The organism is Rhodopseudomonas palustris HaA2 (assembly GCF_000013365.1).
Lineage (GTDB): Bacteria > Pseudomonadota > Alphaproteobacteria > Rhizobiales > Xanthobacteraceae > Rhodopseudomonas > Rhodopseudomonas palustris_J.
The window spans coordinates 4734840-4747307 of the sequence record NC_007778.1 but is presented as its reverse complement, the minus strand read 5'-3'; the positions used below and the strand labels follow the sequence as shown (position 1 = coordinate 4747307).

General features: G+C 67.2%; 13 protein-coding genes. 4 read left to right on the top strand and 9 right to left on the bottom strand.

Features of this window, described 5'->3' with window-relative positions; all coding sequences use genetic code 11:
- Positions 1–148: 148 nt before the first annotated feature.
- Positions 149–1264, bottom strand: coding sequence for a branched-chain amino acid aminotransferase (locus RPB_RS21025; RefSeq protein ID WP_011443051.1), 1116 nt, complete (start codon positions 1262–1264; stop codon positions 149–151).
- A 280-nt stretch (positions 1265–1544) separates the two neighbouring features.
- On the opposite strand from RPB_RS21025, the gene RPB_RS21020 reads away from it, so the two are divergent.
- The 3 genes from RPB_RS21020 to RPB_RS21010 are packed head-to-tail and all read left to right on the top strand — an operon-like array spanning position 1545 to position 4222.
- Positions 1545–2105 (top strand): MarR family winged helix-turn-helix transcriptional regulator, encoded by a 561-nt coding sequence (locus tag RPB_RS21020; protein ID WP_011443050.1) that lies wholly within the window; start codon positions 1545–1547, stop codon positions 2103–2105.
- Positions 2102–2827 (top strand): response regulator, encoded by a 726-nt coding sequence (locus RPB_RS21015; RefSeq protein ID WP_011443049.1) that lies wholly within the window; start codon positions 2102–2104, stop codon positions 2825–2827. The genes RPB_RS21020 and RPB_RS21015 overlap by 4 nt, the downstream gene beginning before the upstream one ends.
- 6 nt (positions 2828–2833) lie before the next feature.
- On the top strand, positions 2834–4222 hold the full coding sequence (locus RPB_RS21010) for an ATP-binding protein (RefSeq protein ID WP_011443048.1): 1389 nt from the start codon (positions 2834–2836) through the stop codon (positions 4220–4222).
- A gap of 151 nt (positions 4223–4373) precedes the next feature.
- Here the strand turns inward: RPB_RS21010 and proC are convergent, their stop codons facing one another.
- Complete coding sequence (proC, locus tag RPB_RS21005; RefSeq protein ID WP_011443047.1) at positions 4374–5219, bottom strand: pyrroline-5-carboxylate reductase; 846 nt, start codon at positions 5217–5219, stop codon at positions 4374–4376.
- A 210-nt stretch (positions 5220–5429) separates the two neighbouring features.
- Positions 5430–5930, bottom strand: coding sequence for a YbjN domain-containing protein (locus RPB_RS21000; protein ID WP_011443046.1), 501 nt, complete (start codon positions 5928–5930; stop codon positions 5430–5432).
- Between the two features lie 353 nt (positions 5931–6283).
- On the opposite strand from RPB_RS21000, the gene RPB_RS20995 reads away from it, so the two are divergent.
- Complete coding sequence (locus RPB_RS20995; protein WP_011443045.1) at positions 6284–6817, top strand: 6,7-dimethyl-8-ribityllumazine synthase; 534 nt, start codon at positions 6284–6286, stop codon at positions 6815–6817.
- Positions 6818–6997: 180 nt separating this feature from the next.
- Here the strand turns inward: RPB_RS20995 and RPB_RS20990 are convergent, their stop codons facing one another.
- From RPB_RS20990 to RPB_RS20965, 6 genes are all read right to left on the bottom strand, one after another.
- Positions 6998–7951: a ribose-phosphate pyrophosphokinase gene (locus tag RPB_RS20990; RefSeq protein WP_011443044.1), complete on the bottom strand. Its 954-nt coding sequence runs from the start codon at positions 7949–7951 to the stop codon at positions 6998–7000.
- A gap of 156 nt (positions 7952–8107) precedes the next feature.
- Entirely contained in the window at positions 8108–8704 is a 597-nt protein-coding gene (locus RPB_RS20985) for a hypothetical protein (protein WP_011443043.1), read from the bottom strand.
- A 210-nt stretch (positions 8705–8914) separates the two neighbouring features.
- Positions 8915–9718, bottom strand: coding sequence for a peptidoglycan editing factor PgeF (pgeF, locus tag RPB_RS20980; protein WP_011443042.1), 804 nt, complete (start codon positions 9716–9718; stop codon positions 8915–8917).
- Positions 9715–10785 (bottom strand): class I SAM-dependent methyltransferase, encoded by a 1071-nt coding sequence (locus RPB_RS20975; protein ID WP_085978207.1) that lies wholly within the window; start codon positions 10783–10785, stop codon positions 9715–9717. Before RPB_RS20975 ends, pgeF begins: the two co-directional genes overlap by 4 nt.
- A gap of 56 nt (positions 10786–10841) precedes the next feature.
- Positions 10842–11705, bottom strand: a complete 864-nt coding sequence (lgt, locus tag RPB_RS20970; RefSeq protein ID WP_011443040.1) for a prolipoprotein diacylglyceryl transferase — start codon at positions 11703–11705, stop codon at positions 10842–10844.
- A gap of 11 nt (positions 11706–11716) precedes the next feature.
- A complete protein-coding gene (locus RPB_RS20965; RefSeq protein WP_011443039.1) occupies positions 11717–12457 on the bottom strand; it encodes a dienelactone hydrolase family protein in 741 nt (246 codons plus the stop codon).
- Positions 12458–12468 lie beyond the last annotated feature (11 nt).

Sequence of the window (12468 nt, the reverse complement as noted above, 5' to 3'; positions counted from 1 at the left end):
TCCACACATTCTGCGTCATCCTGAGGTGCGCGCCGTCTTCGGCGCGCCTCGAAGGATGGACACGCGTACTGAGCGTCCGCATCCTTCGAGGCTCGCCCTTGCGGGCGAGCACCTCAGGATGACGATTCAGAAGCAAAGCGGCAAAGGCTTACGCCACGTCCCTGATCCAGCCGTGCTTGTCCTCGGCGCGGCCGTATTGGATGTCGACGAGCTGCTTGCGCAGGCCCATCGCCACCTCGCCGGCGACGCCGCCGTTGATGGTGAAGTCGCCGCTCGCCGAGCGCACGGTGCCGATCGGCGAGATCACCGCCGCGGTGCCGCAGGCGAACGCCTCTTTCAGCTTGCCGCTGGCCGCATCGGCGCGCCATTGCTCGATCGTGTAGGCTTCCTCGCGCACGGTGCGGCCGGCCTGCCGCGCCAGCGCGATGATCGAATCGCGGGTGATGCCGGGCAGGATGGTGCCGAGCGGCGGCGTCGACAGCGAGCCGTCGTCGAACACGAAGAACACGTTCATGCCGCCGAGTTCCTCGATATAGCGGCGCTCGATCGCGTCGAGGAACACCACCTGATCGCAGCCATGCGCGATCGCCTCGGCCTGGGCGCGCAGCGACGCCGCGTAGTTGCCGCCGCATTTGACGCTGCCGGTGCCGCCGATCGCGGCGCGGGTGTAGTTCTCCGACACCCAGATCGACACCGGCGCGGGGCCGCCCTTGAAGTAGGAGCCGACCGGCGAGGCGATCACCGCGAAGATGTATTCGGCCGACGGCTTGACGCCGAGGAACACCTCGCTGGCGATCATGAACGGCCGCAGATACAGGCTGCCGTCGCCGCCCGGGATCCACGCGCGGTCGATCCGGACCAGCTGTTCGATCGCCTCGATGAACACCGGCTCGGGAAGCTGCGCCATCGCCATGCGGTCGGCGGAATCGCGGAAGCGCCGCGCATTGGCGTCGGGGCGGAACAGGTTCACGCCGCCATCGGCACGCTTGTAGGCCTTCAGCCCCTCGAAGATCTCCTGCGCGTAGTGCAGCACGGCGGTCGCCGGATCGAGCGGGAAATTGGCGCGGGACTCGACGCGCGCGCCGTACCAGCCCTTGGCCTGATCGTAGCGGACGATCGCCATGTGGTCGGTGAAGACGCGGCCGAAGCCCGGGTCCGCGAGCTTCGCGGTCCGCTCGGTCTCCGACACTGGATGCGCCGACGGCTGAATGTCGAAATTCAGCCAGACCGAGCCGTCGACCTTGTTGTCGAACGAGAGTCCCATGGACGTGATCTCCTGGATCGGCGCGCCTGCCGGTGGCCGTCATTGTGCGCGCCCGGCTGTCGCCGGCCGCTGGATGGTGCTGCGCCCCGGCCGCGTGCCGGGATGATGTTTTGGCGGTTTCTGCGAACTCCGCTATGTTCGGCCAAGCCGTCCGACATTCGCATGCACGCCGTCCCGCCGCATCTGGTTATCGGACTTCGCGTGGAAAGGTCGCAAGCGGAATAGTCGAATATTTCGTCTTGGTTGGCCGTTTTGTAACATAAGACCCAGATATGTCAACATGGCTGACATAAATTTCAACGACGACCTGCACGGCGACGGCGCGGCGATCGCGCTGCCGCGCCCGGCGGATTCGTCGGTCGCGGCGCCGCGCTGGGACATCATCGAGCTGCTGTTCTTCGCCTATCGCGACTTCGTCGGCGATGCCGACCACGTGCTGGAGGCATTCGGGTTCGGCCGCGCGCATCACCGGGTGGTGCATTTCGTCTGCCGCTATCCCGGGCTGACGGTCGCGGATCTGCTCGACGTGCTGCGCATCACCAAGCAGTCGCTGGGGCGAGTGCTGAAGCAATTGCTCGACGAGGGCTATATCGTGCAGAAGGCCGGCGACAACGACCGCCGTCAGCGCCTTCTTTTCGCCACCGCAAAGGGCGAGGCGCTGGTGGTGAAACTCGCCGGCCTGCAGACCGACCGGATTGCACGCGCGCTGCGCGGCTTCAGCCCGGGCGAAGCCGAGGCCGTGCGCAAGTTCCTGCGCGCCATGATCGATTGCGATGATCCGGACAAGGTGCTCCAGACCATTCTGCAGTCAGACGGCGCCGTCGCGAAGGATGTCACGTGATCCAATTAGCAACCCTGGCGAAGAAGCCGGTCCGCCCCGCCGACGATGCGCCGCATCTTCTGCTGGTCGACGACGACCGGCGCATCCGCGATCTGTTGTCGCGCTTCCTCGCCAGTGAAGGCTATCGCGTCACCACCGCGCAGAGCGGGCGTGATGCGCGTGCCAAGCTCGCCGGGCTGAATTTCGATCTGTTGATCCTCGACGTGATGATGCCGGGCGAGACCGGATTCGATCTGGCGCGTTTCATCCGCACCGAGTCGGACGTGCCGATCGTGATGCTGACCGCGCGCCACGAGGCCGAAGCGCGCATCGAGGGGTTGCAGCTCGGCGCCGATGACTACGTCGCCAAGCCGTTCGAGCCGCGCGAATTGCTGCTGCGGATCTGCAACATCCTCAAGCGGACCTCGCCGGCGCCGGCGAGCAAGGCCGAGACCATCGCGTTCGGGCCTTACGTGTTTCACATCGACCGCGGCGAACTGCGCCAGGGCGACGAGACGATCCATCTCACCGACCGCGAGCGCGACATGCTGCGTGTGCTGGCCGCTGCTCCAGGGGAGACCGTGCCGCGCGGCGAGCTCACCGGCGGCGGCGGCAACGCCAACGAGCGCGCGGTCGACGTGCAGATCAACCGCCTGCGCCGCAAGATCGAACGCGACCCGGCCAATCCGCTGTTCCTCCAGGCCGTCCGCGGCATCGGCTATCGCCTGGTCGCGGCGCCGTAGCCAGCGATGAGCACGCTCGCCACCGGCCTGACGCTGATCCGCTCCGCCAGGCGGCGGGTGTCGGCCGCCAATGGCTGGATGGGGCAGCGCTTCAACGACTTCATGCCGAAGGGGCTGTACGCCCGCGCGCTGTTGATCATGATCGTGCCGATGGTGCTGCTGCAATCGGTGATCGCCTTCGTGTTCATGGAGCGGCACTGGAACACGGTGACGCAGCGGCTGTCGGCGGCGGTGGTGCAGGACATCGCGGCGCTGATCGACGTCTACAAGAGCTACCCGCAGGACAAGGACAACGCCGCGCTGCGCCGGATCGCGCAGAACCGGCTCGGTCTGGTGGTGGATTTCCTCGGCCCGAACGAGATGCCGCCGCCGGGCAGCAAGCCGTTCTTCTCGCTGCTCGATCAGTCGATCAGCAAGCAGATCAGCAAGCAGATCGCGCGGCCGTTCTGGATCGACACCGTCGGCCGCTCCAATCTGGTCGAAATCCGCATCCAGCTCGACGATGCGGTGATGCGGGTGTTCGCGCTGCGCAGCGCCGCCTACGCGTCGAATTCGGAAATCTTCCTGTTGTGGATGGTCGGCACCTCGGCGGTGCTGCTGGTCGTCGCGGTGCTGTTCCTGCGCAACCAGATCCGGCCGATTCTGCGGCTCGCCGACGCCGCCGAGAGCTTCGGCAAGGGCCGCGACGCGCCGAACTTCAAGCCGCGTGGCGCCCGCGAGGTGCGGCGGGCGGCCTACGCCTTCATCGAGATGAAGACCCGCGTCGAGCGCTCGATCGAGCAGCGCACCGCGATGCTGGCCGGCGTGTCTCACGATCTGCGCACCATCCTGACCCGGTTCAAGCTCGAACTCGAACTGATCGGCGACGCGCCGGAGACCGACGGCATGCGCAAGGACGTCGACGAGATGTCGGCGATGCTCGAGGCCTATCTCGCCTTCGCCCGTGGCGACAGCGGCGAGCGGGCGCAGCCGACCGACATGGCGGCGGCGCTCGAGGAACTACGCAGCGACGCCGAGCGTCACGGCCACCGCGCCACTGTGGCGTTCTCCGGCCAGCCGGTGGTGACGGTCAAGCCGGCGTCGTTCAAGCGCTGCCTCGCCAATCTGGTGTCGAACGCGGCGCGCCACGCCGACGCCATCGCCATCACCGGCCAGCGCGATCACCGCTATCTCACGGTGATGATCGACGACGACGGTCCCGGCATTCCGATGGCGATGCGCGAGGAAGTGTTCAAGCCGTTCTTGCGGCTCGACGACGCCCGCAACCAGGACGAAGGCGGCACCGGCCTCGGCCTTGCGATCGCCCGCGACATCGCCCGCTCGCATGGCGGCGACATCACGCTGGGCGACAGCCCGATGGGCGGCTTGCGCGCGACGGTGCGGGTGCCGGTGTAGGACGAAGCGATTCTGCACACACTGTCGTCATCACCCGCGCATGCGGGTGATCCAGTATTCCAGAGCGCACACGTCTATAACGACCACTCTGGAATACTGGGTCGCCCGGTCGAGCCGGGCGATGACGTCGGTGTGTGTGGAAGCGTCGCGATTACTTCGCCAATTCCCGCGATCGCTTCGCCGCCGCCGCCACCGCGCGGGTCAGCAGCGGGCGGAAGCCGTCGTCGGCCATCAGCACGGCGAGTGCGGCGGCGGTGGTGCCGCCGGGGGAGGTGACGTTTTGGCGCAGCGTCGCGGAATCCAGCTCGGAGCGATGCAGCAGTTCGCCGGAGCCCGCGACGGTGGCGCGCGCCAGCGTCGTCGCGAGCGCTTCCGGCAGGCCGGCCTCGACGCCGGCGCGGGCCAGTTCCTCGGCGAGCAGGAAGACGTAGGCCGGGCCCGAGCCCGACACCGCGGTGACGGCGTCGATCAAGCTCTCGTCCTCGACCCATTCGACCGCGCCGGTGGCGCGCAGCAGCGCGTCCGCAGTGGCGCGCTGTTGGGGCGTGACGTCATCGGCGGCGACCGCCACCGTGATGCCGCGGCCGATTGCCGCCGGCGTGTTCGGCATCGCGCGGACGACGTGACCGCCGATCTGCGCGGCGAGGGCGGCGATCGGCGTGCCGGCCATCACCGACACCACCAGAGTCGAGGGGCCGGCATAGCTGCGCAACGCGGGAGCGGCGCCGGCGAAGGTCTGCGGCTTCACCGCGACCAGCATCGTCGCCACCGCGCCGACATCGGACGCCGCGGCGTTGATGCGAACGCCGCGCGCGGTCAGCGCGCGGATCTCGTCGGAGGGCTGCGGGTCGATCACCACCACCTCGCCGCCGTCGAGCCCTTGCGCAAGCCAGCCGGTGAGCAGCGCGCCGCCCATCTTGCCGGCGCCGGCGAGCACGAGATTGCCGCCGAGCTGCTGCAGGGCGGGTGACTTCGGAGTGTTGGCCATGGCGAGCATCCATCGCGCGCCGCGACGGCGGCGCGTTCTCGCAGGCGTTTTATGGGAACAACGAGGGCGTCACAAGTGCCAGGGCTGAGGCCGCCCGGATCAGTTCGTCATTGCGAGGAGCAAAGCGACGAAGCAATCCAGCACTCCCTTGCTCTGCGCTCTGGATTGCTTCGCTTCGCTCGCAATGACGAAGGGGAAATGATGCTCGCGAGAGCGTTCTTACGCTTCGCCTTCGGTGTCGAACATCGCGGCGCTCATCGCTTCCGCCGCGGTCTTGCCGGCCCACACGGTGAACTGCATCGCCGGATAGTAGCGCTCGCAGGCGCTGATCGAACTGATCAGCATGGTCTCGCATTGCGCGCTGGTCGCCGATAGTCCGCCGGGCAGCACCAGCGCCTGGCGAAACATGATCGTGCCGGTATGCGTCCACAGATCGAAATGACCGACCCAGAGCTGTTCGTTGATCGCCGCGATCAGCCGCTGGGTCTCGTTGCGCCGCGCCGAGGGCACCTTCATGTCGAAGGCGCAGGCCAGATGCAGCGCTTCGATCTCGCTCATCCAGGTGAAGGACAGCGTGTAGTCGGTCCACTGACCCTTCGCCGCGATGGTGATTTCGTCTTCGCCGGATCGTTCGAACACCAGATCGTTCGACGCGGCGATGTCTTCGACCGCCTCGAGCGGGTTGTTTCTGGAATCGAAGACGCCTTCGAGGATGGCCATGCCGTCTCGACCTTCACGTTGAATGTGCCTGATACGCATGTGGCAGGCCGATACGCGCCTGTGCCCGGTGGATCGTTGCAAATGCGTGATCCGGACGAACCGAGGTTGCAGAACTGAAATGATGTGATTTGCCGAATCCGTGCAATCCCGAGGGTGACCCATCCACAGCCAAACCGCGGCCCGTCCACAGTTCGATCACATCAGCGAAGAACAAAACGGAATCGGATTCGCGTGGTCCGAGTCCGGCGGTTGGATTTCACCTGTCGCGAGTCCGGCGGCGTGCCGTCGACCTTTGATTCGGTGCCGCGCGCTGGTAGCCTGAGGCTCGTTCCAGAACTCAGGCGAGTGCCCCGATGACCGACACCATGACCGATCCCACCGACGCGCCGCCGCCTGCGCTCGCCGCGGAATATCCGCGGTTCGCCCGGCCGCAGCGCGTCGCCTTCGTGCAGTCGTCCTGGCATCACGACGTCGTGGCCGAATGCTGGGAGGCGTTCGCGCGCGAGATCGTCGCGCGCGGCGTCGAGGCGTCGCAGGTCGATCTGTTCGAGGTGCCGGGGTCGTTCGAAATTCCGCTGCATGTGCAGACGCTGGCCAAGACGCGGCGCTACACCGCGATCGTCGCCGCCGGTCTCGTCGTCGACGGCGGCCTCACCGGCTTCGTCGCCGAGACGGTGATCAAGGCGCTGATGGACGTGCAACTCCGCACCGAGGTGCCGGTGTTTTCGGCGGTGGCGACGCCGCAATCCTTCGAAAGCGGCGCCGAGCAGGTCGCGTTCTTCAAGCAGCACTTCGCCGCCAAGGGGGCCGAAGTCGCCCACGCCTGCGCCGACACGCTGCTCAGCCTCGAACGGCTCAGGGGGCAGGTGGCGGCGGGGATCGTGTGAGAGATTGTGCCGCTGCCGTTGCGCAGCGCGCGTAAGTCTCGATCGGAAACGCTCTCTCGTTCGTCATTCCGGGGCGCGAGCGCAGCTCGCGAACCCGGAATCCAGAGGTGCCCTGAACGTCTGGATTCCGGGTTCACGCGCTGCGCGCGTGCCCCGGAATGACGGTGTGGGGGTGAGTTATCAGTCGAACAGGCTCGACACCGACTCTTCGGAGGCGGTGCGGCCGATCGCTTCGGCGATCAGCGAGGCGATCGACAGGGTGCGGATGTTGGCGCTGTTGCACACCGCGTTGGTCGGCTGGATCGAGTCGGTGATCACCAGCTCTTTCAGCTTCGAGGAATTGATGCGGGCGCAGGCGCCGCCGGACAGCACGCCGTGGGTGATGTAGGCGTAGACGTCCTTGGCGCCGTTGGCGAGCAGCGCGTCGGCGGCGTTCACCAGCGTGCCGCCGGAATCGACGATGTCGTCGATCAGGATGCAGGTATAGCCCTCGACTTCGCCGATCACGTTCATCACTTCGGATTCGCCGGCGCGCTCGCGGCGCTTGTCGATGATCGCCAGCGGCGCGTTGATGCGCTTGGCGAGACCGCGGGCGCGGACCACGCCGCCGACGTCGGGCGACACCACTGCGACTTTCGACAGGTCGAAGCGCTCCTTGATGTCGCGCACCATCACCGGCGAGGCGAACAGGTTATCGGTCGGGATATCGAAGAAGCCCTGGATCTGGCCGGCGTGCAGATCGAGCGTCATCACCCGATCCGTCCCCGCATGGGTGATCAGATTGGCGACCAGCTTGGCCGAGATCGGCGTTCGTCCACCGGCCTTGCGGTCCTGGCGGGCGTAGCCGAAATACGGGATCACCGCGGTGATCCGGCGCGCCGAGGCGCGGCGCAGCGCGTCGGTGATGATCAAGAGTTCCATCAGATGGTCGTTGGTCGGAAACGACGTCGACTGGATGATGTAGACATCCGAGCCGCGGACGTTCTCCTGGATCTCGACGAACACCTCGTTGTCGGCGAAGCGGCGGACGCTGGCTTTGGTGAGCGGCATCTTCAGCCAGTCGGCAATGCCGCGCGCCAGCTCGGGATTGGAATTGCCGGCGACAAGCTTGACGGAGCCGTTTTTCCACGACATCGACGCGTTTCCCCTCGCCGCGGTGGACACAACGTTCAGCATATCGGTTGACTCACGAAAACGGGCGCTTTTGCGAGCGAGGTGATATCAGCCGGTGGCGTGCGATGGCAACCCGTCGCGGGCGGTTTTCCGATGCGGATTCGACATAGGTAGCGGTCAGCGCGCGGCGAAGCTCAGCGAACTCGCAGGCGGCTCGTCGCTCGCCGGGGCGTCGGCGATCGCCGGTCCGCGCGCCGCCGGAGCACGTGGCGCGGAGTCGGCAGGTAAGGTTCCGTTCACCAAGCCGCTCAGCCCGGTGAAGCCGGCCTGGGCGATCCGGCGCAGCACGGTGTCGTCGGCCTGGTCCCAGGCATCGCGGCCGGGCCGGCCGGTCGCTTCCTCGCCGGACAGCCGCAGCGCGCGCTGCTGGTTGCGGTCGTAGACGTCCCACACCCAGGCGATGTTGGTGCGGTTGCCGCGCACCTGCGCGGACAAATAGCTGCGCACCCGATAGGCGGCGCCGCCTTCGCGCGACACGATCGGGATGTTGCGCAGCTTGGATTCGCTGTCGAGCACCGACACCATGCGGTCGAACACGGGCGGCGGCGGGCCGTCGATCGATTCGAACGCCACGGTCGATCCGCCGCTTGCCGAAGCCATCGGGCCGGAGCCGCCGCCTTCGGTGACGCAGCCGCTCACTCCGCCCATCAGCCCCAGCAGCAGGACGGCGCGCGCGAGGCGCAAAGCGGGCTGGCGGAGCGGGCGAACGATCATTGCGGGTTCCGTCGGAAGGCGCGGCGCAAGGGCCAAAGGACGGACGAAGCGATATCGTTAAAATCCGTTAAGGTCTAGGGTGGGGCGGTGCCCAGGTTAACCATTCACAACCCGGCGCCGTTCAAAATCTATGAAATTTTTCAGTAATTTGGACTGAGATCGGTGGTCGGGCCGCGGGTCTGTTCGTAAACGAGTTTGGTTAATCGCCGTTCACTTTTGCGGCCGCAGGGCCGCCGCGTCCTGCGCCGACGGCTCCAGCACGATGGCGTGGATCTGGCGGCCGTAATCGGGCTCGCTGCGGTGGACCGAGCGGCGGTAGCTGAAGAAGTTCTCGTCCGGATAGGTGTCGATACCGGTGTCGTCGATCGCCGCCACGCCGGCATTCTCCAGCCGCATCCGGATAAAACCGCCGAGGTCGAACATCGCGTGTCCAGGCCGCGCCGCGGGGATGAAGAACCGGACGTAATCGGCGTCGGCCGCGGCGAAGCGCGCGACGAATTCGTCGCCGACCTCGTAGCTCGGCTGGCGGATCAGAGGACCGATCGCCGCAATGACGCGGCCGCGCGCGGCGCCGAGCCCTTCCATGGAATCGAGCGTGGCTTCCAGCACGCCGGTCAGCGCGCCCTTCCAGCCGGCATGGGCGGCGCCGATCACCCGCGCGGTCGGGTCGGCGAACAGCACCGGCCCGCAATCGGCCGCGGTGACGCCGAGCGCCAGCCCCGGCGTGGCGGTGACCATCGCATCGGCCTTGGGCCGCGCGGCGTTGTCCCACGGCGCCTGCGCCACCGCGACGTCGGGCGAATGCACCTGATACACGGTGAGGAAGCGCTCCGGCGGCACCCCCATCGTCTGCGCCATCCGCCGCCGGTTCTCGGCGACATGCGCAGGATCGTCGTTCGAGCCGATGCCGCCATTGAGGCCGGCATAGATGCCCTGCGACACGCCGCCGGCGCGGCTGAAGAAGGCGTGGCGCAGGCCGGGCACGGCGGCGAGCCGCTGCGAGGCGATCGTCATGCCTTTTGTCCCTCCGCGGCGCGTTCGGCGTCGTCGCTCAGCGCCACCAGCGAGGTGATGCTCGGATCCGAAACGCCGATCACCTTGAACATCGCGCCCATCCCGCCGCGGCCTTCGCCGGTCAGTCGCTTCAGCGCGCCGGCGATGTCCTCGGAGACTTGCGCGCTCGCTTTGGCCATCAGCGACAGCGCGCGGGTCTCGATCCCCAGCCGCTTGAGGAATTCGCCCTGCGTCACCGGGCCGTGGATGCGGGCGCCGATCGTCTCGGCGGCGCGGCCGAGCGCCTGGAAATCGACATGGGCGGTGAGGTCGGCGCCGCCGGGATGCTGCAGTGGGTCGGCGAAAGAGTGGCGCGCGATCGCCTGGAAGGTGTCGCCGACGTCGCTGCGGACATGGCCGTAGTCGATGATCAGCGCCGCCCCGCCTTGGTCGCGCAGCCGCGCGGCGATCGCCATGATCTCGTTGTCCGGACGCCATTCGAACACCGTGCCGGCCGGGGCCATCTGCACCAGCGGCGGCAGCAGCACCTCGAAGCGCGGAATCGGATCGTCGGCGACGCCGAACACCAGGTCGCCGCTGGCGCTGATCTCGATCACGCGCTCGTGCCAGCCGCCGTCGCGCTTCACCGCCTGGTGGATCGGCAGCACGTCGAAATATTCATTGGCGAGCACCACCGCCGGGCCTTCCGGCACCTCGGCGAAATCCTCGTGCCAGTGCACGTTGCGGATGCCGGCCAGCGTCGCCTGTTGCTTGGCGCGCAGCACCGGATTGATCTCGACCAGATGCACGCTGAGCGACTGATACAGCGGCGGCAGCACCCGCAGCGCCCGCAGCGCGTCGGCGATCATGGTGCCGCGGCCGGGACCGATCTCGATCAGCCGCAGCACGCCCGGTTCGCCGACAGCCTTCCACACCGACGCGGTCCACAGCCCGATCAGTTCGCCGAACATCTGGCTGATCTCGGGCGAGGTGGTGAAATCGCCCTCGCGGCCGAGCGGATCGCGCGACACGTAGTAGCCGTATTCGGGGTGGGCGAGGCAGAGCTCCATATAGCGCCACACCGGCATCGGGCCGGCGGTCTCGATCAGCCGCTTGATCTCGGCAAGCAACGGCGAGTCGTCGTTCACTTCACCGCCTCGCCGGGTTTTGCGCCGGCGGGCTGCGGCGGCGTGCTCGCGCGACGGCGCGCCGCCAACATCACGACGATGCCGGCGATCACCATCGGCACCGACAGCAGCATGCCCATGGTCATGCCGCCCCACCGGAAGCCGAGCTGCGGATCGGGCTCGCGGAAGAACTCGCCGGTGATGCGGCCGAGCCCGTAGAAGGTGAGGAACGCGCCGATGATCAGGCCCGGCCGCTTCAACGCGCCGGCGCGGATCATCAGCGCCAGGATCAGGAACAGCGCCAGGCCCTCGAGCCCGGCCTCATAGAGCTGGCTCGGATGCCGCGGCAGCGGACCGGCATTGGGGAACACCATCGCCCACGGCACGGTGGAATCCGCCGGGCGCCCCCACAACTCACCGTTGATGAAATTGGCGATCCTGCCGAGAAAAAGCCCGATCGGCCCGACCGCACAGGTGATGTCGCCGAGCGAGGCGACCGAGATATTGCGCTTCCAGCCGAACAGGAACACCGCGACCACGCAGCCCATGAAGCCGCCGTGAAACGACATCCCGCCCTTCCACAGCACGAAGATTTCGGACGGATTCGCGATGAAGAAATCGAGATTGTAGAACAGCACGTAGCCGGTGCGGCCGCCGAGAATGATGCCGATCGTCACCCACAGGATGAAGTCGTCGAACTGGACGGGCGTGATCGGCGCCGGCCCGCCCCACAGCCGCTCACGCTGCAGCAGCATCCGGGCATACAGCCAGCCGAGCAGGATGCCGGCGATATAGGCCAGCGCATACCAGCGGATTTCGAACGGGCCGACAGCGACGGCGACCGGATCGAACACGGGGAAGGCGATGGCGAAAAATGGCATTGTCGGTTCGCTTAACCCTGAAGCCTGCGCCGGTACAACGCCAGAAGTCGTTCCCAATGCCGTTCGGCGGCTTCGCGGTTGTAGACCGGCCGCTGCGGAAAAGCGAAGGCGTGCTGGGTGCCGGGATAGATTTCCACCTCGGCGTCGACGCCGTCGGCGGCGAGCGACTCGCGCAGCGTTGCGATCATCTCCGGCGGCGCCCAGCGGTCGGTCTCGGCGCAGGCGAAATACAGTTCGCCGCTCGCCTTCCGCGCGGTGCGGTGCGGGCTGTCGGCGGCGTCGGTCACCAGATGGGTGCCGTAGATCGACGCCGCGGCCTTGACCCGGTCGGGGAAGTGCGTGGCGGCGCTGATCGCGTAACGTCCGCTCATGCAATAGCCGACCGCGCCGGCCGGGCCCTTGCTGGCGGCGGGCTGCATCGCGGAGAAATCGAGCAGCGCCTTGGCGTCCTGCATCACCATCGCGATGCTGAGCGAGCCCATCAATTCGTACATCCGCTTGCGTTCGGGGGCTTCGTCGTCGGCCGGGATCGGGCCGAGTTCGAACACGTCGGATCGGTAATACAGGCTCGGCAGCATCACATAATAGCCGCAGGTTCCGAGCCGCCGTGCCATGTCGCGCAGTTCCTCGCGGATGCCGGGCGCGTCCATGAACAGCAGCACCACCGGATGCGGGCCGTTGCGTTCGGGATGGGTGATGAAGGTGCTGACGCGGCCGTCGAGGGTCGGGATCTCGATCTGCTGCTCGATCATGCGGACGACCG

Bases quoted from the DNA above. Each gene is read 5' to 3' on its own strand.
- RPB_RS20965 (WP_011443039.1), bottom strand. From the start codon at position 12,457: ATGATCGAGCAGCAGATCGAGATCCCGACCCTCGACGGCCGCGTCAGC.
- RPB_RS21000 (WP_011443046.1), bottom strand. From the start codon at position 5,930: ATGGCCATCCTCGAAGGCGTCTTCGATTCCAGAAACAACCCGCTCGAG.
- RPB_RS21025 (WP_011443051.1), bottom strand. From the start codon at position 1,264: ATGGGACTCTCGTTCGACAACAAGGTCGACGGCTCGGTCTGGCTGAAT.
- RPB_RS21010 (WP_011443048.1), top strand. From the start codon at position 2,834: ATGAGCACGCTCGCCACCGGCCTGACGCTGATCCGCTCCGCCAGGCGG.
- RPB_RS20995 (WP_011443045.1), top strand. From the start codon at position 6,284: ATGACCGACACCATGACCGATCCCACCGACGCGCCGCCGCCTGCGCTC.
- RPB_RS20985 (WP_011443043.1), bottom strand. From the start codon at position 8,704: ATGATCGTTCGCCCGCTCCGCCAGCCCGCTTTGCGCCTCGCGCGCGCC.
- RPB_RS21020 (WP_011443050.1), top strand. From the start codon at position 1,545: ATGGCTGACATAAATTTCAACGACGACCTGCACGGCGACGGCGCGGCG.
- RPB_RS20990 (WP_011443044.1), bottom strand. From the start codon at position 7,951: ATGTCGTGGAAAAACGGCTCCGTCAAGCTTGTCGCCGGCAATTCCAAT.
- proC (WP_011443047.1), bottom strand. From the start codon at position 5,219: ATGCTCGCCATGGCCAACACTCCGAAGTCACCCGCCCTGCAGCAGCTC.
- pgeF (WP_011443042.1), bottom strand. From the start codon at position 9,718: ATGACGATCGCCTCGCAGCGGCTCGCCGCCGTGCCCGGCCTGCGCCAC.
- RPB_RS20975 (WP_085978207.1), bottom strand. From the start codon at position 10,785: ATGCCGGTGTGGCGCTATATGGAGCTCTGCCTCGCCCACCCCGAATAC.
- lgt (WP_011443040.1), bottom strand. From the start codon at position 11,705: ATGCCATTTTTCGCCATCGCCTTCCCCGTGTTCGATCCGGTCGCCGTC.